Origin of the sequence: Gordonia sp. N1V, from assembly GCF_029269935.1 — a bacterium.
Taxonomy (GTDB): Bacteria; Actinomycetota; Actinomycetes; order Mycobacteriales; family Mycobacteriaceae; genus Gordonia; species Gordonia polyisoprenivorans.
This window is the reverse complement of sequence record NZ_JARJDD010000011.1, coordinates 85,097-104,983: the sequence shown is the minus strand read 5'-3', so window position 1 is coordinate 104,983 and position 19,887 is coordinate 85,097. Positions and strand designations below refer to the sequence as shown.

22 protein-coding genes are annotated in these 19,887 nt (G+C 66.4%); 13 read left to right on the top strand and 9 right to left on the bottom strand.

Annotation, left to right across the window (positions count from 1 at the left end):
* Positions 1–41 precede the first annotated feature (41 nt).
* Positions 42–344 carry a hypothetical protein gene (locus P3L18_RS15730; RefSeq protein WP_006372310.1) on the bottom strand — a complete coding sequence of 101 codons (303 nt, stop codon included), beginning with the start codon at positions 342–344 and terminating at the stop codon, positions 42–44.
* A 274-nt stretch (positions 345–618) separates the two neighbouring features.
* Here P3L18_RS15730 and P3L18_RS15725 point away from each other — a divergent pair, with 274 nt between their 5' ends.
* The 3 genes from P3L18_RS15725 (at position 619) to P3L18_RS15715 (ending at position 3,197) form a co-directional block, all read left to right on the top strand.
* Positions 619–1,392: a hypothetical protein gene (locus tag P3L18_RS15725; RefSeq protein WP_276114582.1), complete on the top strand. Its 774-nt coding sequence runs from the start codon at positions 619–621 to the stop codon at positions 1,390–1,392.
* Between the two features lie 124 nt (positions 1,393–1,516).
* Positions 1,517–2,245, top strand: a complete 729-nt coding sequence (locus P3L18_RS15720) for a DUF4352 domain-containing protein (protein ID WP_026920237.1) — start codon at positions 1,517–1,519, stop codon at positions 2,243–2,245.
* A gap of 94 nt (positions 2,246–2,339) precedes the next feature.
* Complete coding sequence (locus P3L18_RS15715) at positions 2,340–3,197, top strand: hypothetical protein (RefSeq protein ID WP_276114581.1); 858 nt, start codon at positions 2,340–2,342, stop codon at positions 3,195–3,197.
* A 24-nt stretch (positions 3,198–3,221) separates the two neighbouring features.
* Here P3L18_RS15715 and P3L18_RS15710 read toward each other — a convergent pair whose 3' ends face one another.
* From P3L18_RS15710 to P3L18_RS15695, 4 genes are all read right to left on the bottom strand, one after another.
* Entirely contained in the window at positions 3,222–4,121 is a 900-nt protein-coding gene (locus P3L18_RS15710) for an SGNH/GDSL hydrolase family protein (RefSeq protein WP_276114580.1), read from the bottom strand.
* 115 nt (positions 4,122–4,236) lie between these two features.
* Positions 4,237–4,731: a transcription elongation factor GreA gene (gene greA, locus P3L18_RS15705; protein WP_006372305.1), complete on the bottom strand. Its 495-nt coding sequence runs from the start codon at positions 4,729–4,731 to the stop codon at positions 4,237–4,239.
* 138 nt (positions 4,732–4,869) lie between these two features.
* Positions 4,870–5,622, bottom strand: a complete 753-nt coding sequence (locus P3L18_RS15700; protein WP_014359414.1) for a queuosine precursor transporter — start codon at positions 5,620–5,622, stop codon at positions 4,870–4,872.
* Entirely contained in the window at positions 5,619–6,107 is a 489-nt protein-coding gene (locus P3L18_RS15695; RefSeq protein WP_006372303.1) for a DUF4307 domain-containing protein, read from the bottom strand. The genes P3L18_RS15700 and P3L18_RS15695 overlap by 4 nt, the downstream gene beginning before the upstream one ends.
* Before the next feature lie 162 nt (positions 6,108–6,269).
* Here P3L18_RS15695 and mca point away from each other — a divergent pair, with 162 nt between their 5' ends.
* From mca to P3L18_RS15680, 3 genes are read left to right on the top strand one after another with little or no spacing between them, the layout of a single operon-like run.
* Positions 6,270–7,136, top strand: a complete 867-nt coding sequence (gene mca, locus P3L18_RS15690) for a mycothiol conjugate amidase Mca (protein ID WP_006372302.1) — start codon at positions 6,270–6,272, stop codon at positions 7,134–7,136.
* Positions 7,133–7,453, top strand: coding sequence for a hypothetical protein (locus P3L18_RS15685; RefSeq protein ID WP_006372301.1), 321 nt, complete (start codon positions 7,133–7,135; stop codon positions 7,451–7,453). The genes mca and P3L18_RS15685 overlap by 4 nt, the downstream gene beginning before the upstream one ends.
* Positions 7,454–7,502: 49 nt before the next feature.
* Positions 7,503–9,539 (top strand): thioredoxin domain-containing protein, encoded by a 2,037-nt coding sequence (locus P3L18_RS15680; RefSeq protein ID WP_276114579.1) that lies wholly within the window; start codon positions 7,503–7,505, stop codon positions 9,537–9,539.
* Positions 9,540–9,548: 9 nt separating this feature from the next.
* On the opposite strand, the gene P3L18_RS15675 is transcribed toward P3L18_RS15680, so the two are convergent.
* Positions 9,549–10,154 (bottom strand): TetR/AcrR family transcriptional regulator, encoded by a 606-nt coding sequence (locus P3L18_RS15675; protein WP_271355346.1) that lies wholly within the window; start codon positions 10,152–10,154, stop codon positions 9,549–9,551.
* 80 nt (positions 10,155–10,234) lie between these two features.
* Here P3L18_RS15675 and P3L18_RS15670 point away from each other — a divergent pair, with 80 nt between their 5' ends.
* A complete protein-coding gene (locus P3L18_RS15670) occupies positions 10,235–10,630 on the top strand; it encodes a DUF4345 domain-containing protein (RefSeq protein WP_006372298.1) in 396 nt (131 codons plus the stop codon).
* Here P3L18_RS15670 and P3L18_RS15665 read toward each other — a convergent pair.
* Positions 10,599–11,456 (bottom strand): patatin-like phospholipase family protein, encoded by an 858-nt coding sequence (locus P3L18_RS15665; RefSeq protein WP_276114578.1) that lies wholly within the window; start codon positions 11,454–11,456, stop codon positions 10,599–10,601. The two genes, P3L18_RS15670 and P3L18_RS15665, sit on opposite strands and share 32 nt — an antisense overlap.
* Positions 11,457–11,488: 32 nt before the next feature.
* On the bottom strand, positions 11,489–12,112 hold the full coding sequence (locus tag P3L18_RS15660) for a histidine phosphatase family protein (protein ID WP_014359419.1): 624 nt from the start codon (positions 12,110–12,112) through the stop codon (positions 11,489–11,491).
* 182 nt (positions 12,113–12,294) lie between these two features.
* Here P3L18_RS15660 and P3L18_RS15655 point away from each other — a divergent pair, with 182 nt between their 5' ends.
* Both P3L18_RS15655 and P3L18_RS15650 read left to right on the top strand, forming a co-directional pair.
* Positions 12,295–12,696, top strand: coding sequence for a YciI family protein (locus P3L18_RS15655; RefSeq protein WP_276114577.1), 402 nt, complete (start codon positions 12,295–12,297; stop codon positions 12,694–12,696).
* Between the two features lie 8 nt (positions 12,697–12,704).
* The gene (locus P3L18_RS15650) at positions 12,705–13,967 is read left to right on the top strand and encodes a sigma-70 family RNA polymerase sigma factor (RefSeq protein WP_276114576.1); all 1,263 of its coding nucleotides are present in this window, start codon (positions 12,705–12,707) and stop codon (positions 13,965–13,967) included.
* Here the strand turns inward: P3L18_RS15650 and rocD are convergent, their stop codons facing one another.
* The gene (gene rocD, locus P3L18_RS15645) at positions 13,968–16,082 is read right to left on the bottom strand and encodes an ornithine--oxo-acid transaminase (protein ID WP_276114575.1); all 2,115 of its coding nucleotides are present in this window, start codon (positions 16,080–16,082) and stop codon (positions 13,968–13,970) included. It lies immediately after the preceding gene.
* A 97-nt stretch (positions 16,083–16,179) separates the two neighbouring features.
* Here rocD and P3L18_RS15640 point away from each other — a divergent pair, with 97 nt between their 5' ends.
* From P3L18_RS15640 to P3L18_RS15625, 4 genes are all read left to right on the top strand, one after another.
* On the top strand, positions 16,180–16,626 hold the full coding sequence (locus P3L18_RS15640; protein WP_276114574.1) for an Lrp/AsnC family transcriptional regulator: 447 nt from the start codon (positions 16,180–16,182) through the stop codon (positions 16,624–16,626).
* Between the two features lie 276 nt (positions 16,627–16,902).
* Positions 16,903–17,883 carry an alpha/beta hydrolase family protein gene (locus tag P3L18_RS15635; protein WP_006372288.1) on the top strand — a complete coding sequence of 327 codons (981 nt, stop codon included), beginning with the start codon at positions 16,903–16,905 and terminating at the stop codon, positions 17,881–17,883.
* On the top strand, positions 17,876–18,388 hold the full coding sequence (locus tag P3L18_RS15630) for a hypothetical protein (protein WP_276114573.1): 513 nt from the start codon (positions 17,876–17,878) through the stop codon (positions 18,386–18,388). The genes P3L18_RS15635 and P3L18_RS15630 overlap by 8 nt, the downstream gene beginning before the upstream one ends.
* A gap of 309 nt (positions 18,389–18,697) precedes the next feature.
* Positions 18,698–19,795 (top strand): 3-deoxy-7-phosphoheptulonate synthase, encoded by a 1,098-nt coding sequence (locus P3L18_RS15625; RefSeq protein ID WP_276114572.1) that lies wholly within the window; start codon positions 18,698–18,700, stop codon positions 19,793–19,795.
* Positions 19,796–19,887: the final 92 nt, after the last annotated feature.

The window sequence follows — 19,887 nt, the reverse complement described above, 5'->3', positions numbered from 1 at the left end:
CGCGTGGTGTCGGCGACTGACAGTGCGACTATCTCTGCAGGTCAGGCGGCTGAGGACACCGAGGTTGCCGGAAGGTCGGTGGCGTAGCGGACGACCGCACCGACAGGGCCGAGGCGGCGTTCGACCGTCACGATGGCGCCGGCGAGTTGCTCGGGGTCGTCGACATCGGCGACGAGTGCCACGGTGTGGCCGTTGTTGCCGAGCATGTAGGGCACGACGTCGGAGTAGGTGCTGCTGACGACGGCGAGCGGCATCCCCGCGTCGAACAGCGTGTCGGCGTAGGCGTGGACGGCCCGATCGTCGGTGAGGACGATCATCGGCACCTCGGGTGCGGGCTTGTGCATTCTCATCGGTCTCTCCGTTCGCGAGTTGTGGTGAACGCGATAGAACCACTGTGAACCCGCAGGTTGTCGGCGGTCTGCGACCAACCTGTGGATCGTCTGTGACCCATCGCACTGGTTGTGGACAGCTTCGCGGCGAATGCCCGAAATGCGCCTAGCCTCCTCGGCCATGGGAAAACGCAAACGCCATCGCAGAGCTCCTCGCACCCCGTCGCACGCGCGGCGCGCCAATCGGTCGTCGTCGCGATCGCTCCAGGCGCGGTGGTCACCCGAACGGATGGTCGTATTCCGCGATGAGCTTTCCGACGCCTATGACCGGACCCTGCGTGACTGCGCTGCGGTGACCGAAGACTTGGAGCCACGTCTGCGAGCATTGAACGCCCGGTACCACGAGCTGGCCGGCCTGGGTTGCGAGACCGGTGACGAGGACTACGACTGGCTGCTCGGTGAAGTGCGAGCTCAGTTGTCGATGTATCGCATGGCGGACGAGGTGGCGAATCGATGCGTCGATGCGAGCGAGGCACTTTCGGGCCTTGCGCCGATCTGGTTACCGACGTCGGCGCTGACGGTGGCGTCGGCGGTGACCGATATCGCCGGTCAGAACACCTTCGGATTGGCCGGTCTGCTTCCGAAAGGGCTGATGGTGTTCGCGAAACCCTTCGTCAAGGCCGGCGAGATCTATGAATGCGACTGTCCGCAGACACCGGACGTCGATGTCGACGCGGTGCTGTGGTGGACGGCCGAACCCGAGCACGACGGGATGGTCGACGACGGTGTCGACGAAGGGGAGGTCGACGAGGTCCTGGAGGTGGTGGCGTTGGCTCGTCGGAGTGGCGCACATTCGCCGCGGCTTGAGAATTGGGCGTCGTCGACCCTGATCGAGGTGACCGGTGTGCGCGTGCCGATCGGAAGCACTTTCGACGTACCCGATGGGGCGCGACCGTTGATCGAGATGTTGTGTCGAGTCGGAAAGGCGTTGCAGAACAACACCGTCGGTCTCGTCGAGATCAACGGGGGATGGATGGTGCAGGTGACTGCGAAGGCCGCATGACGGGCCCGGGACCCATGCGTCATCCGGTCGAATGACAGATTCGTCGGAATTGTCGGACCCTCTATGTTGAGTGAGTCGGGAGGCGGTACCGACCGGTTACCGCACCAAGTCAAAGGAGATCGACGTGACCACTCCCCAGGATCCGAATGCCCAGAATGCCGGGCCCCAGTACGGAGCACCCCAGTACGGAGCACCCCAGTACGGAGCACCCCAGTACGGGTCGCCCCAATACGGTGCACCCCAGTACGGCCAGACCGGTTATGGGGTTCCGCCGCAACCGATTCCGGCGCCTCCCAAGAAGAAGCGCAAGTGGCCGTGGATTCTCGGCGCCATCGTGGTGCTGATCATCATCATCGCTGTGGCGACGAGTGGCGGCTCCGATGATTCATCTCCGAGCGGGTCGCAGAACGGATCCGCGCAGAATGCGCCCGCGAACGGCGGTGGGGAGCAGGCGGCCGGGCTCAATACCCCGGTGCGGGACGGCAAATTCGAGTTCGTCGTGACCGGTGTCGAGAAGGGGCTCGCCAGCGTCGGCGACAACCCGTATCTCACCGAGCAGGCGCAAGGGCAGTTCGTGGTCGTCACGATGACCGTCAAGAACATCTCCGACAAGGCCTACGGATTCAGCCCGTCGGATCAGAAGCTCCTCGACGCGCAAGGGCGCGAATTCGAGCCGAGCACGAGTGCGCAGATTGCTCTGGGCGGCTCCGATATCCCGGTGTGGGACAACATCAATCCCGGCAACACCGTGACCGCCAAGGTGGTCTTCGACATGCCCAAGGACGCGGTGCCCACCGCCATCGAGTTGCACGATTCGATGTTCTCCGGTGGCGCGAAGGTCACCCTGGGCTGACCCGAGGAAGCCGCGACGTACCGGTGTCCGCACCGCCCGCAATGGGTGTGCGGACACCGGAGGGCGTCGGCACGAGGGAAGGTTCCCCGCGAATGTGAACCGTGCGACGCCTGCCCCGTGCCGACGCAAGCATCTCGAGGACGAGCTCGCGCAGGCGAAAGCGACTGATGGTCAGGAGATCTCGCCATGGGGCCCGGGTTGGGCGCCGACGGTGTACTCCGGTCTCGTGCAGGCCTACCGCACTCTCCTGACCGAATGGCCGCACCATCTCGCACACATCGAGAAGCGCCTCGAACACTACGATCGGGTGCTCGACGCGATGAAGGCCAACGGCCGGCAGGACACCGAAGCGTTTCGCGAACTCGACGCCCGATCGTTTGAACACGCCGACATGTATGTGACCGTGTATCGCAGCATGCTCACCACCGAGGCCGTCAGCGAGGCGGTGGCCGGGGTCGGCCCGGTCTGGGTGCCCGATACCGTGATGACGGAACTGGGTGCGCCCGGAATCGATATGCGCGACACCCGAATCCTCGCTTCACTCGGGCCGAGTGGGTTGTTGCTGTTCGAGCGGCCGCCGGCGCGCATGCATGAGGACCTAGGGCCGGGTATCCCGGTCATGCCGGAGGTGACTGTCGACGGGTTGCTCTGGCATCCCAAGGCGATCGGTGCGTGGGCCGCGCACGCCGACGACATGGCGCCGATGGTGGTCCTGGGCCCACTGACCCGGAGTACTGCGCTGCAACCACTGCGGGGCGTGGGATGGAAATCGTCGATCCTCACCGAGGCGACAGTGATCGATGTTCCGCTCCAGCAGCATCATTCGGTCGCCGACAACCTGTCACCGGTCGTCGAACTCGCCATCACACTCGCGTATGCCATGCACGACGGCGCGGTGCGAACCGACGTCGGCGCACCTGGGGCGGCCCTGACCATGGTGCGTGCTACGTGAGCGGCAATCCGGGTGGTGTGGCCCTCAGCGCCCCAGACCCAGCGCACCGGCAGTGATCGAGGCCAACTCCCGCTCGCCCAACGCATTCGGATGGACCGGAACGATTTGCTGGGTGGTCAGGATCGGTTCGATCCAGCGGGTCCCGACCGGCTTGCAACTGTCGTGGCCGACCGACGGGGTGGTGGCGTCGACGAAGGTCACACCGGTCTCGGTGGCCGCGCGTCGAATCGCGTCGTTGAGCGTTGCCTGGATGTCGTAGGTGTAGGCGACATCGCCTGCGGCGACCGGGAACGCGGGACAGGGCTCGTAGGTCGCCGGCATGATCCACGGATAGCTGATCACCGCGATGCGAGCGTGCGGTGCCTTGCTGCGTATCGCTCTCATGGCCTTCGCCAGCTTCGGAAAGGTTTGTGTCCGAATCTCATTCGCGATGGTGTCGCCGTAGGTGTCCTTACACGGTGAGCCGCGGCCCAGGGTGGTCGCGGCGGCTGCGAGGCACTTGCCCACGGTCCCGGCGAAGACCATTCCGTCGTTGCCGCCGATCATGAAGGTGACCAGGTCGGTGCCGGGGCCTAGAGCGTCGAGTTGTGGATGCAGGCCTGGGTATTGGACTGTGAAGAAATCGTCGGTGGTGGCGCCGCCGCAACTGACGTCGGTGAGGTGATAGCCGAACCGCTGCGCGATGAGATGCGAGTAGTTGTCGGCCGATTGTGCGCATTGCTCGAGGGTGCCCGGTGCCGTCGGCACGACACCGGAACCGGCGGAGTAACTGTCGCCGAGATTCACGTAGGTCAGCGCAGAGGTGGTCGGCGCAGAGGTCGGTCCAGGGGTGGCGAGGGCAGGTCCGGCGCCCATCAACGCGGCCGCGACGACGGCGGATGCGATGAGGCCCCCGACCCTGCGTGCGCGTACATGCAGGTTCACGCCGAATGTTGTAACACGTTCTCGTTCGCCACGTGGCCGGATCAGCGCACCCGGAAACGACGATCGCGGCCGTCCGGTGAGGACGGCCGCGATCGCAGATCTCGGGATGAACCGGTCAGCTGTGGTAGGGCTCGGCCTTGACCAGCGTCACCTTCACCGTCGCTCCGCTGGGGACGGTGTATTCGCGGGTTTCGCCGACCTTGGTGTCGATCAGCGCAGCGCCCAGTGGTGAGCTGGGGGAGTAGGTCTCCAGCTTCCCGCCCTGAGCGCCTTCCTCGCGGGTGGCGATCAGGAAGGTTTCGGTGTCGTTCTCGTCACCGTCGTAGTAGACGGTCACGACCGATCCGGGCAGCGCAACACCCGACTGGGTGGGTGCCTCGCCGACCTTGGCGTTGTTCAGGAGTTCCTGCAGCTGGCGGATACGCGCTTCCTGCTGGCCCTGCTCTTCGCGGGCAGCGTGGTAGCCGCCGTTCTCCTTGAGGTCACCCTCTTCACGACGCTCGTTGATCTCCGCAGCAATGACCGGACGGTTGGCGATCAGGGAATCCAGCTCGCCCTTGAGGCGGTCGTAGGACTCCTGGGTCAGCCAGGTCACCTGGGTGTCGGTCATCGGTCACTCCTTTGTGTTGTCCGCGCCCTGTCGCGATGTCTTCACGATGGGCATGTGGACTGCTCTAAATGCAGCAACACGACCCCTTGCGGAGCCGTGTATCCGTCTAGGGTACCAGCGAATGAGATCGAACGCACATCACGACGGGGTCGCGCGTGCCTCCGCGAGAGCTGCCACATAAGAGGGCTCGGCCTTTTTCAGCCACGCGCACACCAGATATGTGATGGGCATGATGATGATTTCGACCAACGTCTTCCACAAGAATCCGACGATCGTGTAGTTCCAGAAGTCACCCCAGGTCGAGATGCCCAGCGCCGAGGCGGCGACCGAACAGAACACGAGGGTGTCGGCGAATTCGCCGACGACGGTCGAGCCGAGCAGCCGCGCCCACAGTCGTCGCTCTCCGGCTCGTTCCTTCATCTTCACCAGGACAAAGGAATTGAGGAATTCGCCGGCGAGATATCCGAGTAGTCCGGCCAACAAGAACTGTGGTACCACCCCGGCGACGGCTTTGAACGATTCCTGATTGGAATAAAACGGGGCCGCCGGAAGGTGAATGGTCAGCCAGAAGCACGCGGAGGCGATGAGCAGGACGACGAATCCGGCGAGAATCACCCGACGCATGGTTTTGAAGCCGTACACCTCGCTGATGACGTCGCCGAGCACATAGGCGAGGGGGAACAGATAGAAAGCGCCGTCGGTGACCAAGCCGTTGAGGTGAAAGGGGCCGAGATCGAGATGCAACCACTGGTCGAACAGCAGCACACCTTTGGTGCCGGTGATGTTGCTGATGAGCATGACCCCGACGAACAGCGCGGTCAGCATCGGTAGATAGTGGCTCGTCACGGTCGCGAAGACCGCGCGGTTGGTACGCGTGTCGGTCGCGGTCATCCGGCCGATCCTGCCGACGGCGGAGCGGTGAGATAGGCGGGCACGCTGGTCGAGCAGCCGAACACCTCACCGATCACCGGTGGCTCGGAGGTCTTCACCTCGACCCGGTGTCCTTCTTGCACTTGTCCGGGGCCGATCAGGACCTCGCGGCGTCCGGTCTCCGACCCGTCCTTGGAGCGGGCGCGGATGACACAGGCGACCGGCTGTGACGGGTCGGCCCGGTTCACGGTGAACTGCACCGCCACGGTCGACGAGTTGAGGATGTCGTATCCGGTGGCCTGACCGGAGACGTCCGGATCGGCGAATTTGTGGTAGCCGATGACCGCGAGGATGACGCCGACGACCACGACGAGCACCGACAGTGCGATGAACCACAGTCGACGGCTCGACGCCGATTGTGCGACGGGATAGGTCGCCCGCGGGCCGCTCTGCGGGCGATCCTGCAGGTCGGAGCCCGGTGGCGTGCCCCCGTCTGAACTGTTCACGGGTCAATACCTACCATGAGAGAAGTACCGACCCGAAGGCGAGGAACCGTGCGCGAGACCCACACCGCCGAATCCCACCCGTCGACATCGTCGACCCAGGGTGCCGGCGCGTCGACGCCGACCGGGGTTGTCACGACGTCGTCGGGTGGTGGATTCCGATTGATGGCGGTGCATGCCCACCCCGACGACGAATCCAGCAAGGGCGCGGCGACGTCGGCGAAATACGCCGCGGAGGGCAACGACGTTCTGATCGTGACGCTGACCGGTGGTGAGCGCGGTGACATCCTCAACCCGGCGATGGATCGCCCGGGCGTCAAGGAGCGGATGAGCGAGGTTCGCAAGGAAGAGATGGCCAAGGCCGCCGCGGCGCTCGGTGTGCAGCAGCGGTGGCTCGGCTTCGTCGACTCCGGGCTACCCGAGGGCGATCCGCCGCCGCCATTGCCGGAGGGGTCGTTCGCCACCCTGCCGCTCGAGGTGCCCACCGAAGCGCTCGTGAAGCTCGTCCGCGAGTTCCGGCCGCACGTGATGATCACCTACGACGAGCGCGGCGGATACCCCCATCCCGACCACATCATGTGCCACAAGGTGTCGGTCGCCGCGTTCGAGTCCGCCGGTGACCCCGACGCCTATCCCGGGACCGGTGAACCGTGGACCGTCTCGAAGCTGTACTACACCCACGGCTTCATCCGGGACCGGATGATCCTGTTCTCCGACGAGTTCGAACGCCACGGGCAGGAGAGCCCGTTCAAGGAATGGCTGAGCAAGTGGGATTCCAGCCGCGGCGACCTGATGGCGCGGGTGACCACCCAGGTCGAGTGCGGCAAGTACTTTCCCCAGCGTGACGACGCGTTGCGCGCGCACGCCACCCAGATCGACCCGAACGGGATGTTCTTCGCCGTCCCGCTCGAGTGGCAGCAGCGTCTGTGGCCGACCGAGGAGTTCGAGCTGGCGCAGACCCGGGTGACCACCTCGATTCCCGAGAGCGATCTGTTCGCCGGGGTCGAGGCGAACAGCGAGGTATCCCGATGACTTCTGTTTCGATCGCCGCCGGGGTGCACAGCGTGCTCCTGGCCGCCGACCAGCAGCCCCAGGGGCCCGAGTTCGGCAAGGCCTCACCGCTGGGTCTGCTGATCATCATCCTGCTGCTGATCTGCACGGCCCTGCTCATCTGGTCGATGAACCGGCAACTGCGCAAGCTGCCCAAGACCTTCGACACCGAGCACCCCGAAGCCGATCAGGCCTTCGACGAGGGCACCGATTCGGCTGGCCCCACGACGCCGCAGTCGCTGGGCGACGTGAACGCCATCGGTGACGCGGGTACGGCGAGGAAGCCGGCCGACACCTGACCCGGCAGGTGGATCGTCGGACACCCGAGCACCGGATGCGAGGACACCGATGACCAGTGAGTCCAGCGCAGCGCGCAATGAGCTCGGCGCGGCGACCAGCCCCTATCTCCGTCAGCACGCCGACAACCCCGTGCATTGGCGGGAATGGGGTGACGGCGCGCTCGCCGAGGCTGCCCGTCGTGATGTCCCGGTCCTGTTGTCGGTCGGGTACGCCGCATGCCACTGGTGTCATGTGATGGCGCACGAATCGTTCGAGGACGAGGCGACCGCCGCACAGATGAACGCCGAGTTCGTGTGTATCAAGGTCGACCGTGAAGAGCGGCCCGACATCGACGCGATCTACATGAACGCCACCGTCGCGATGACCGGGCAGGGTGGTTGGCCGATGACCTGCTTTCTCACGCCCGGCGGGGAGCCGTTCTATTGCGGCACGTACTTTCCGGACTCGCCGCGCAACGGCATGCCATCGTTTCGGCAACTCCTCACCGCCATCACCGAGGCGTGGACGCAGCGGCGCGACGAGGTCTCCGATGTCGGGCGCAAGGTCCGAGATCATCTGCACGCCAATGCCGCGGCGTTACCGGCCGGGGCGCTCGAGGTCGACGACCGGCTCCTCGCGCACGCGGTGAACACGGTCCTCGGTGACGAGGACCGGGAGTCCGGCGGATTCGGCGGAGCGCCGAAGTTCCCGCCGTCGGCGTTGCTCGAAGCACTGCTCCGGCACACCGAATACACCGGAACGCCCGAGGCGCTCGACGCGGCTCACCGCACGTGTGAAGCCATGGCGCGCGGCGGTATTCACGACCAGCTCGCCGGCGGGTTCGCCCGCTACGCGGTCGATAACGACTGGGTGGTCCCGCACTTCGAGAAGATGCTCTACGACAACGCGCAGCTGTTGCGGGTGTACGCGCATCTGGCCCGGATCACCGGCGATCCCCTGGCCACCCGCGTCACCGGAGAGATCGTGGAGTTCCTACGACGGGACCTGCAAGTGCCCGGGGGCTTCGCGTCCGCACTCGACGCCGACGCCGCCGGCGTCGAAGGATCGACCTACGTGTGGACGCCGACACAACTGACCGAGGTGCTCGGCGATGCCGACGGCCAGTGGGCTGCAGAACTTTTCGGTGTGACCGCGACGGGCACCTTCGAGCACGGTACGTCGACGCTGCAGTTCCGGCTCGACCCCGACGGATTCGACACCCCTGCCGTCCGAGAGCGATTCGACGACGTGCGCCGGCGGTTGCTGGCCGCGCGCGCCGATCGGCCCCAGCCGGCCCGCGACGACAAGGTGGTCACCGGCTGGAACGCGATCGCCGTCACCGCCCTGGCGGAGGCCGGCGCGGGGCTCGGTCATCCGGAATGGATCGACCTCGCACGCGAGGTTGCCGTGACGCTGCTCGCCGAGCACGTCCGAGACGGTCGACTGCGCCGGGCCTCGCTCGGTGGCGTCGTCGGTGATCCTGTTGCCGCACTGGATGATCACGCATCGTTGGTCACCGCGCTGCTGACCCTGCACCAGGTGACCGGTGAGATCTCCCATCGTGATCAGGCGCTGGAACTCCTGGACACCACGATCGAGATCTTCGCCGATGCCGACGAGCCGGGAAGCTGGTACGACGCCGCGGGTACCGACCTGATCGCACGACCCCGCGACCCGATCGACGGGGCCACTCCCGCGGGTGCCTCACTGCTGGCCGAGGCCCTGCTCGCCGCGTCGGCTCTGGCCGACACCGCTCCCGCCGCGCGCTACGCGGAGCTCCTCGACGCCACTCTCGGCCGGGGTGCGGTGCTGTTGGCGAAACTTCCGCGCTCGGCCGGCCAGTGGCTTGCGGTGACACAGGCACGCGTCGCCGGGCCACTGCATATCGCCGTGTCCGAGACAGCGAGCAGCGCCGGGGCACTCGCCGGCCTCGCGCGGACGGTCGCGCCCGGCGGATCGATCATCGTTGCCGGTCAACGAGATTCGCTGCCGTTACTGGAAGACCGCGGGCCCGTCGGGGATGTCGATGCCGCCTATGTGTGCAGAGGTACGGTGTGTGATCTCCCGGTCACCGACGGGCAGGCGCTGCGAGCTGCGCTGGGGTGACCCGGCCATTCAGCTCCGAGGCTGCGTGGTGAGGTCGACGTGCGTTCCGACGGTGGAATCGAGCGCGGCCATGCAGAGGTCGCGGTTCTCCTGGGGTGAGATCTTGTTGTCCAGCAGGGACGCGATGGTGCTGGCTCGAACGAAGGCAATCCACCCGGCGAATCCCACCTCGGCCAGATCGCGTGCGTGGCCGTCGCTTCCGGCCGCGTCGAGCATCGTGTTCCAGAGTGACTCCATGTCGCGATCGATGGGACCGCGTACCGCCGGATCGGCCGATACCGAACTGCGATTGGCGATGAGTACCAAAGCCAGATTGTCGGCGTAGAAGGTCAAGTACGTATCGAGTGCCGTGGCGATGCGGTCGCGCACCGTGTCGGCGGGTGCGGTGGCTGTGTTCTCGCGCAGTCTGCTGTGGGCGCGTTGCCATACGGCACCGAAAAAATGGGCCTTGGTCGGGAAGTAGTGATACAACAATCGGCGCGTGACGCCCGCCGCGGCGGCGATGTCGTCCATTGAAAGGTCTTCGAACCGACCGGAGGATCCGAAGAGTTCCTCGCCGGTATCGAGGAGCGCCTCTCGGCGCTGCTCCGGAGACATCCGACGTCGGCTGGACATTGCTCCATCCTAAGTCTTGCGGACAGCAGGTCCGGCGATCTATCGTCTAGCTATTACACATACGTGAAATAGAGGTCGCCATGCTCACGGTTTTCCGGATCTGGCTCGTGGTCTTCGGTCTTGTCGTACTCGGTATCGCGTTGGCGCACTTGCTGTTCGGTCAAACAACCTATATCGGTGGTGGGACCGTCAACGCCACGATGGACTCCGATCTGCGGTTCTTCAACGTTCTCTTCGCGGCGTACGGCATCGGATTTCTCTGGGCGGCAGGAGATCTGGTCGGCCGAGCACGCGTCGTCGATCTGCTCGGACTTCTGTTCTTCCTCGGTGGCCTCGCCCGGCTACTGGCGTGGGCGACCAGTGGCGCGCCGAGCTGGTTCTACATGCTCATGACGCCGATCGAGCTGGTCATCCCGATTGTGAATCACCTGCTCTTGCGTGCGGTCACGCCGACGCCGACCACTCCGATGACGTGAGTGCGAGGACGCCGTCGTCGTAACCGAGAACCGCTGCCACACCACGGATGTCGGGATCAAGGGGATTGGTTCCGAATCCGGCGGCCGAACGTTGCGAGGGGGTGATCACGCGCGCCGCGCACAGGACCGTCGCGACCTGTGGGGTGACGGTATCGGGATCGTCGAGCATCGGCGCGATGACGATGACCTCGTCGAATCCGGCGGCCAGGTGGGCGTTGGTGGGTGAGAACGATCCGCCGTCGATGAATTCGGCGCCGCCGATGGTGACGGTCGGCCAGATCCCCGGTACGGCGCAACTCGCGGTGACCGCATCGGTCAGGTCGACGCCCGCGACGGATCGCGCTCCGTCGGGCACCGCGCGCTCCTCAGCGGTGAAGACCGTCAGCTCGCCATCCTCGCGCAGTGCGGTGATCTGCAGGTTCTCCGGCCAGATCTCGGAGGTGTAGCGACCGCGGACCGCGGCCCGACGGCTGCCGCGCTCCGTGCCGGCGTGAGTGTGTGACAGTTCGACGAATCGCCGGGCCCGCTCGGCGCGCGGTGCGCCGGACGACGCCACCTCGAAGAACGCCTCGAGCGCCGAGGCGACGTCGCCCTCGGGTGTCAGTTCGTCACTGCGTCGAGACGCGCGCACCATGATGTCGAATTGGTCGTCGGCCGAGCCTGATTGAAGAATGGCGGTACCGACGGCCGATCCCGCGGACGTGCCGATCACTGCTGCGGCGTCTCCGAGGCGCAGCGCACCGGCCTCCTCCAATGCCGCGAGTACGCCGGTCATCCAGCCGATACCGACCAGACCGCCACCGCCGAGCACGATTGCTGTCGCCATCACCGGTCTCCTCTCAGATCCCTCCGGACTTGTCAGATCGAGGTGGGTTTCGCCCATTCGCCCACGGGCCCACGCAATTCGGACAATCGGCGATCGCCGCCCGCCTCGGCGAGCAGGGCCGAACCCGCGGGCCGCAGGTCGATGTCGGCGCCTTGGCTGATGGGCCATCGCAGGAATCGGCAGATGAACGACCGCGAGAAATGCCCATGCGACACGACCACCACATCGCTTGCACCGAGCTGACTTTCGACGCGATCGACGGCGGCGTCGACTCGTCTGGTCATGTCCGCGACCGATTCGCCACCGGGTGCGCCGTGGGTCCAGATCGCCCACGTCGGATCGTGATCCGCCTGGATCTGCACCCGGGTCAATCCCTCGTAGTCGCCGTAATCCCACTCCGCGAACAATTCGTTGGTCTCATCGACGGTGAGGCCGGCGAGTTCGGCGGTCCGCTGGGCGCGGCGTCGGGGAGAGGCGAACACGAACGGCTGGTGCAGACCGATGCGCTCGGTGATGCCCTTCAGTGCAGCGGCATCCTGCTCGCCTTTTGCGGTCAGGTCGATGTCGGTGCGACCGGTGTGCTGATCGGACAGCGACCATTCGGTCTGTCCATGGCGGATGAGCAGGACACGGCGGCGGGTGCGATCGGTGGACACGCGACTCAGCGTAGTCGTCACCTGCCGGTGCCCGACGTCATCGACAAGAGCCGCAGGAGATTTCTTTTTCGGCGAGTTGTCGAGGTGCGCGTTCCATTTCGTCATAGGGGTGATCGCGCCGCTCGGATGCGATCATGGATCCGGCGAACGGCGTCGGATCGCACCCGATGAGAGGAATCGACATGCAGTATCTTCTGGCGATCACCACCGACGAGAGCGTTCCGCGACCCGCACCCGGCGAGCCCGGATTCGACGAGATGCGGCAGGCGTTCGCGAGCTACGGGAGGGCGCTGGCCGCAGCCGGGGTGCTGTGCGACGGGGGAAGTCTGCAGCCCAGCGCGTCGGCGACGACGCTGCGTCTGACCCTGGGGGACAAGCCCACGGTGACCGACGGTCCGTACACCGAGTCCAAGGAACAACTCGCCGGGTACTACCGGATCGAGGTCGACGACCTCGACGCGGCGCTGGAATGGGCCGGCAGGATTCCGGTCCCGTTCGGCGTCGTCGAGATCCGCCCGATCCTGCTGGTCCCGGGCCCCGACGGAACCTCCGCCCCGGTCGGCGACGCGGCTACGACGGCATAGCCGCTGTCGTGACCGACGATCCGGTCGGGGTCGCGGTGACCCGCGTGGCGCGTGAGGAGAGCGGGCGCCTGCTCGCTCTCCTCGCCGCCCGGTACGACGACGTCGACCTCGCCGACGACTGCGTCCAGGAGGCGTTGCTCAAGGCGATCGGGGCGTGGCGCCGCACCGGAATCCCCGACAACCCGACCGCATGGATCCACACCGTGGCCCGCAACGCGATGGTCGACGCGCTGCGCAGGCGCGCCGCCGATCGGCGACGGCTGGCGTCGGCGGCGCGAGATCTCGTGGCCGCGGATGAGATCGGCCCCTCGAGCCCGGAGCCGATCGTCGACGAGAGCGCCGTTCCCGACGAGCGGCTTCGCCTCATGTTCCTGTGTTGCCATCCCGCACTGGACCTCTCGGCGCAGACGGCGTTGACGCTTCGGCTGGTCGGTGGATTGACCACGGCCGAGATCGCCGCAGCCTTCGGTGTCACCGAAGCGACTCTGGCGCAACGTATCGTGCGGGCCAAACGCAAGATCCGCCAGGCCCGCATACCGCTGCGGGTACCCACCGATCTCGACGATCGGGTCGCCGCGCTCCTCGGGGTTCTCTATCTGATCTTCAACGAGGGCTATCTCGCCTCTGCGGTCGACGCCCCGGTATTGGTCCGCGTCGACCTCGCCGCGGAGGCGATACGGCTGACCGAGACGTTGGCGATGCTGCTGCCCGACAACGGAGAAGTCGCCGGGCTGCTCGCACTCGAGTTGTTCCAGCATTCCAGGGCGGCAGCACGCACCGACGACGGCGGTGGTCTCGTCACTCTGGATTGCCAGGACCGGACCCGTTGGGACACCGGGATGATCGGTCGGGCGCAACACCATCTCCGGGAGGCGGTGGCGCGCCCGGGTGTTGGACCCTACCGCTTGCAGGCGCTGATCGCCGGCATCCATGCACGAGCCGCCGGCAGCGCCGACACCGACTGGGGTGTCATCGTCGAGATCTACCGGATACTCGAACGGTTGACCCCCGGCCGGTTCGTCGCGTTGAACAGTGCGATCGCTCTCGCGATGCACGAGGGACCGGAGGCCGGACTGGCCGCCCTCGATCGTATCGACGGGCTCGACACCCACCATCTGTGGCATGCGGCCCGCGCCGAACAGTACGACAAGCTCGATCGGCGAGAGGAGTCCGTCGAATCCTTCTCTCGAGCACTGGAATTCGTACGCAACCCGGCAGAGCGACGGCACCTGGAGCGGCGACTGGAGCAGGTGCGGGGGATCGAGTGGTGATCAACCGCGTAGTGCGAGGGCGAATCGTTCGATCATCCAGTCGATCTCGTCGTGGGTGATCACCAGCGGCGGCGCAAACCGGATCGTCGAGGAGTGGGTGTCCTTGGCGAGCACACCCCACTGCGCGAGCCGTAGACAGATCTCCTTGCCGGTTCCGAGCTGCGGGTCGATGTCGAGGCCTGCCCACAAACCCTTGCCGCGCACGGCGAGGACGCCGCGGCCCACGAATTCGCGCAGCCGTGTGTGCAGGTGCTCACCGAGGTCCGCGGCGCGCGCCTGCCAGGTCCCGTCGGCGAGCATGCGCACCACGGTGTGACCGACCGCTGCCGCCAACGGGTTTCCGCCGAAGGTCGACCCGTGCTCACCGGGATGCAGGACCCCGAGCACGTCGGTGTCGGCGACGACCGCCGAGACCGGGAGCACCCCGCCACCGAGCGCTTTGCCCAGGGTGTAGACGTCGGGGACGACGTCCCAGTGTTGACATGCGAAGGTCTTCCCGGTGCGGCCGAGCCCGGATTGGATCTCGTCGGCGATCATCAGGACGTCGCGATCGGTGCACAGCCGGCGCACGGCGGGCAGGTAGTCGTCGGGCGGCACGATGATGCCGGCCTCGCCCTGGATCGGTTCGACGAGCACGGCGACGGTGTGGTCGGTGATCGCCGCGGCCATCGCGTCCGCATCGCCGAACGGGACCCGCACGAAACCCGGTGTGTACGGACCGAATCCGTCGCGTGCGGAGTCGTCGTCGCTGAAGCTGATGATGCTGATGGTTCGTCCGTGGAAGTTGCCGCCGGCGACGATGATCTCGGCGGTACCCGCAGGAATCCCCTTGACGTCGTAGCCCCACTTGCGGGCCACCTTCAGTGCGGACTCGACCGCCTCGGCACCGGTGTTCATCGGCAGCACGAGGTCCTTCTCGCACAGGGCCGCCAGTGCTGCGCAGAACGGTTCGAGTCGATCGGACCCGAAGGCGCGGCTGGTCAGGGTCAGACGATGGAGTTGTTCGGTTGCCGCCGCGACGATCTCGGGATTGCGGTGGCCGAAGTTCACTGCCGAGTAAGCGCCGAGACAGTCGAGATACCGGTGCCCGTCGACGTCGGTGATCCACGCGCCCTCTGCGGTGGCCGCGACCACCGGCAGCGGTGAATAGTTGTGGGCCACATGAGGTTCGGGCGCCAATTCGAGGTGGCGGGGAATCCCGATGGTGTTCGGTCCGGTCATGGGTGCCTCCGATGCTGACTGCCCGGCGTCGGCGGTCGGGCGCAATTCCAGTGTGCAACATTTGATGCCGCCGCCACCCTTGAGGAGTTCGGACAGATCGAGGGTGATCGGTTCGAATCCGGCGCGACGGATCTGCGACTCCAGATGTGGTGCGGCGTCGGTCATCACGACATGACGGCCGTCGGAGACCAGGTTCAGTCCGAGGACTTCGGCGTCGGCATCGGTGGCGATGATGGCATCGGGATGGAGTTCGGCGAGCAAGCGGCGAGAGGCCGCCGAGAAGGCCGGCGGGTAATAGGCGATGGTGTGCTCGTCGAGTACGCCCAGGGCGGTGTCGAGGTGGTAGAAGCGAGGGTCGACGAGGTCGAGGGTGATCACCGGCAGACCGGTCAGTGCGGCGACCTCGGCATGGGTGTCGGGGTGGGTGCGGAAGCCGGTGCCGGCGAGGATGCGGTCGCCGACGACGAGGAAGTCGCCCTCGCCCTCCTGCACCCCGGTGGTCTGGTGGACCTGACGGATTCCCGCGGTGCGGAACCACTGTGCGTAATGCCCGGCCTCGGCCGCCCGTTCGGGGAAGGTGAAGCGGGGCGCGATCGCTGTGCCGTCGACGACCAGGCCGCCGTTGGCGGCATAGACCATGTCCGGCAGACCCGGCTGCGCATCGACCGTGTGGACGGTGTGGCCGAGGGTTTCGTAGGTGCGGCGCAGGCATTCCCATTGCGCCATCGCGCGGTCGGAATCGACACCGACCGACGGATTCATCCATGGATTGATCGCATAGGTGACGGTGAAATGCGTCGGCGGGGTCATCGCATAGGAGCGTGTGCGCGCCACCCTCGCCGGGAATCCGGTGGTGGCTGGGCGCACAGAGATATTGGGGGTCGTCAGCGTCATAAATCGAGCGTATGCTCGCGCATCGTTGCAATCAATCGACGAAAATTGCGCACGTGATGAAGATGTCGTGCGTCAATGGCGAGATAGGGGCGATACGTTGCGTGGGATCGACGAACTGGACGAGAAGGTGTTGGCGTGTCTCACCCGGGACGCGCGCGCGACCTATGCGCAGATCGGTGACGAGGTCGGGCTCTCGGCACCGGCGGTCAAGCGGCGAGTCGACCGCCTCGTCGAGGACGGCGTGATCAAGGGATTCACCACGGTGGTCGACCCGGCAGCGATGCAGTGGACCACCGAGGCCTATGTGCAGATCTTCTGCCGCGGCAACATCTCGCCGGAGATCCTCAAGGAGTCGTGGGAACCCATTCAGGAGGTCGTCAGTGCGGCCACCATCACCGGGCAGGCCGACGCGATCCTGCGGATCATGGCCCGCGACGTGCATCACCTCGAGCAGGCGCTCGAACGAATCCGGCAGGCCGGTGGCGTCGATCGCACCGAATCGATCATCGTGCTCAGTCATCTCATCGATCGCGGCCATCCCTGACCGAGGTGTCCGGAATCAACCGATGGTCACATTTGGGGTGTACCCATCGTGCCCGACCGGCGGTGTAGGTTGATTCCGGCGGTGACAAATGTTGTGCCACTGGGAAGTTCGTCCGATTTGTCGCGGAGGTCGGTGCGCGGAATCGGTAACGGGGGCGGCGTATTCGCCGATAGTCGTCATGAGTTGTGGCAGAGACGAAGTGCTGTCGACGGGAGCGGGTAGATGGTGAGAGGTGTTCGGGCGGGCGCGAAGTGGCGTCGCCGATCGGGTCGGTCGGTGGGCGCCAGGGCGCTCACCCTGGTGCTGGCCGCGGTGAGTGTCGGGGTGTTGTCGGTCATCGGCCAGGGCGTCGCGCAGGCGGCACCCCCGGCGCAGACCTGGTGGATCAATTCGTGCGGCATGCCGACGCAAAGCCCTGGCGGACCGCCCAATTCGGTCAAAGTGCGCGCCTGGACGCGACCACAGAACACCAAGACCGTCGTCCTGCTCGACGGTCTTCGGGCCACCAACGATCTCAGCGGGTGGGAACACAACACGCACATCCAGGATCTCGCCGACCGCGGCGTCAATGTCGTTGAGCCGGTTGGGGGTTACGAGAGCTTCTACACGAACTGGGATACACCGGACAATTTCAGCCGGCAGAGCTACACCTACGAGTGGGGATGTGTGATCAGTCGGAGTCTGGTCGCCGCGATGGACGCGCACGGGTTGCGCGGGCCGTCGGGCCACTACGCGATCATGGGGATCTCGATGAGCGGTAGCTCGGCGTTGATCACCGCCGCCGACGATCACCGCGACTTCGACGCGGCCGGGTCGCTGTCGGGTCTGCTCAACACCACCGCCCCCGGCGTGCGTGAAGCGATTCGGGTCGCGATGATCTTTCCCGCGATCGACGGGGGCACCCCGGCGATGAACGTCGACGCCATGTGGGGCCCGCCGTGGTCGACTCGCTGGCTCGACAACGATCCGCTGGTGCAGATCGGCAAGATGCGTGGACTGCGACTGTTCCTCTACACCGGCAGCGGTATCCCGGGCTACACCGCGACCGCAGGCGCTGTCCTGACCGATCCGGCGCTGATCATCGAAGGAGTGCCGCTGGAGGTGCTCTCCTCGGCGCTGACGCACACCTTCGACGTGCAGGCGATGATCAACGGGGTGCCCGTCATGACCGACTTCCCGGTCTCGGGGATGCACGACTGGCCCTACTGGCAGGACGCGGTCAACAACGCCTTCGCGAGAGGGTTCTTCCATGCGTGACCCCGACGGTACGGATCGTCGATACCGGTCGACGCCGTGGACCGTGGTCGGGGTGGGGTGTTTCGGACTGGTGTTGTTCGTCGCCGGCTGCGCCCAGTCCGACAACGGCACCACCGCAAACGCATCGAGGACGTCGGCGTCGGTGAGTTCGGTGACGGCGACCAGCCCGGTGTCGGCCGCCGCCGGGTCGGCGTCGACCGCCGCATCGACCCAGGCGCCGCCACCGACACCGGTGACCCTGCCCAGCGCGGGCACCGCTGAGACGGTGGCGCCGCCGCCGACATCCGCGCGCACCGCCTTCCTGAACTCGCTGCGCGCGAAGGGGATCGACATGGACGCCGACACCGCGGTGTCGCTCGGGTCGTCGGTCTGCCGGGTTCGCAAGACCGGCGGCGAGGACGCGGCGCGCACGTTCGCGGCGCCGGTGATGAAGCAGGCCATGGGCGCCGAGCCCTCCGACGCACAGGTCGCGGCGTTGGTCGACTCCGCGGGCGGGCTCTGCTGAGCGGGTGGGCTCTGCCGAGCGGCGGCCCGGGTATCCGATCGGGTGCCTCGCAGGCGGTCGTTGGGTCCGGACCGCGGCCCGTGGTAGCCTCGCTGTCGTGATCAGCACCGTGCGCGCCTATTGGCGTTTCTTTATCGAGGCTCCGGGTGAGCCTGCGATGAAGCGCTGATCGCGCCGCACGCCACATCCCGGAGCCCCGAGCAGTGACCACCAGGTCACTGCTCTTGTCATGTCAGGGGCTTTCCGGCGACCACGATGCGGGCGGGCCCAGCGGACAACCAGGGCCCACAACCCGCGAAAGGCATACCAGTGACCACCCTCGGAGATCTCTCCCGAACTCCCGCCGACCGCTCTCTTTCGGCTGAATCGACCTCGGACCGCCGGATCCGCTCGTTCCGGTCGATCCCGTCGCCGGACACCATTCGCACCGAATTGCCACTGACCGCGCGGCGGGCCCTTGCGGTGCAACGCGACCGCGACGAGATCGCGGCCATCCTCGCCGGCGCCGACGATCGGCTGCTCGTCGTCGTCGGCCCGTGCTCGGTGCACGACCCGATCGCCGCACTCGACTACGCGCGCCGGTTGGCGCCGCTGGCCCAGCAGTACTCCGAGCGGCTCAAGATCGTGATGCGGGTGTACTTCGAGAAGCCCCGCACCACCGTCGGATGGAAGGGCCTGATCAACGACCCCGGCATGGACGAGACCTTCGATGTCGAGCGCGGTCTGCGGACGGCGCGGTCGTTGCTGCTCGACATCATCGACCTCGGGCTGCCGGTGGGATGTGAGTTCCTCGAACCGACCAGCCCGCAGTACATCGCCGACGCGGTCGCCTGGGGGGCGATCGGAGCCCGCACCACCGAATCCCAGGTGCACCGCCAACTCGCCTCGGGACTGTCGATGCCGATCGGCTTCAAGAACGGCACCGACGGCAACGTGCAGGTGGCGATCGACGGCGTGAAAGCCGCTGCGGCATCGCATGTCTTCTTCGGCGTCGACGACTTCGGGCACGGCGCGTTGGTGGAGTCGGCGGGCAACTCCGACTGTCACATCATCCTGCGCGGTGGCACCGCCGGACCCAACTACGACGACGACTCCGTCGCCGATGCTGTTGCGGCATTAGAGCGCTCGGGTCTGACGCCGCGGGTGATGATCGACGCCAGCCATGCCAACTCCGGCAAGGACCACCTCCGCCAGGCCGAGGTCGCCACACAGATCGCGGCATCGATCCGCGCGCGCCGGGAAACCGGCGACCCGGTGCAGGTGAGCGGCGTCATGCTGGAGAGCTTCCTCGAGGCCGGAGCCCAGTCTCCCGATGCCGATCCGCTCGTCTACGGCAAGTCGGTGACCGACAAATGCATGGACTGGGCGGTCAGCGCCGCGGTGCTCGCCGAATTGGCGCGTGGCTGAACCATTTCGGCGTGGCACCGTCGATCTGCCGCGACAGTTCTGCTCACAGCAGAAGGTGGCGGGTACCGCTCGGGTGCCGTCGTAGGATCGAC

Bases quoted from the DNA above. Each gene is read 5' to 3' on its own strand.
- P3L18_RS15730 (WP_006372310.1), bottom strand. From the start codon at position 344: ATGCACAAGCCCGCACCCGAGGTGCCGATGATCGTCCTCACCGACGAT.
- P3L18_RS15725 (WP_276114582.1), top strand. From the start codon at position 619: ATGGTCGTATTCCGCGATGAGCTTTCCGACGCCTATGACCGGACCCTG.
- greA (WP_006372305.1), bottom strand. From the start codon at position 4,731: ATGACCGACACCCAGGTGACCTGGCTGACCCAGGAGTCCTACGACCGC.
- P3L18_RS15700 (WP_014359414.1), bottom strand. From the start codon at position 5,622: ATGACCGCGACCGACACGCGTACCAACCGCGCGGTCTTCGCGACCGTG.
- mca (WP_006372302.1), top strand. From the start codon at position 6,270: ATGGCGGTGCATGCCCACCCCGACGACGAATCCAGCAAGGGCGCGGCG.
- P3L18_RS15685 (WP_006372301.1), top strand. From the start codon at position 7,133: ATGACTTCTGTTTCGATCGCCGCCGGGGTGCACAGCGTGCTCCTGGCC.
- P3L18_RS15680 (WP_276114579.1), top strand. From the start codon at position 7,503: ATGACCAGTGAGTCCAGCGCAGCGCGCAATGAGCTCGGCGCGGCGACC.
- P3L18_RS15675 (WP_271355346.1), bottom strand. From the start codon at position 10,154: ATGTCCAGCCGACGTCGGATGTCTCCGGAGCAGCGCCGAGAGGCGCTC.
- P3L18_RS15670 (WP_006372298.1), top strand. From the start codon at position 10,235: ATGCTCACGGTTTTCCGGATCTGGCTCGTGGTCTTCGGTCTTGTCGTA.
- P3L18_RS15665 (WP_276114578.1), bottom strand. From the start codon at position 11,456: ATGGCGACAGCAATCGTGCTCGGCGGTGGCGGTCTGGTCGGTATCGGC.
- P3L18_RS15655 (WP_276114577.1), top strand. From the start codon at position 12,295: ATGCAGTATCTTCTGGCGATCACCACCGACGAGAGCGTTCCGCGACCC.
- rocD (WP_276114575.1), bottom strand. From the start codon at position 16,082: ATGACGCTGACGACCCCCAATATCTCTGTGCGCCCAGCCACCACCGGA.
- P3L18_RS15630 (WP_276114573.1), top strand. From the start codon at position 17,876: ATGCGTGACCCCGACGGTACGGATCGTCGATACCGGTCGACGCCGTGG.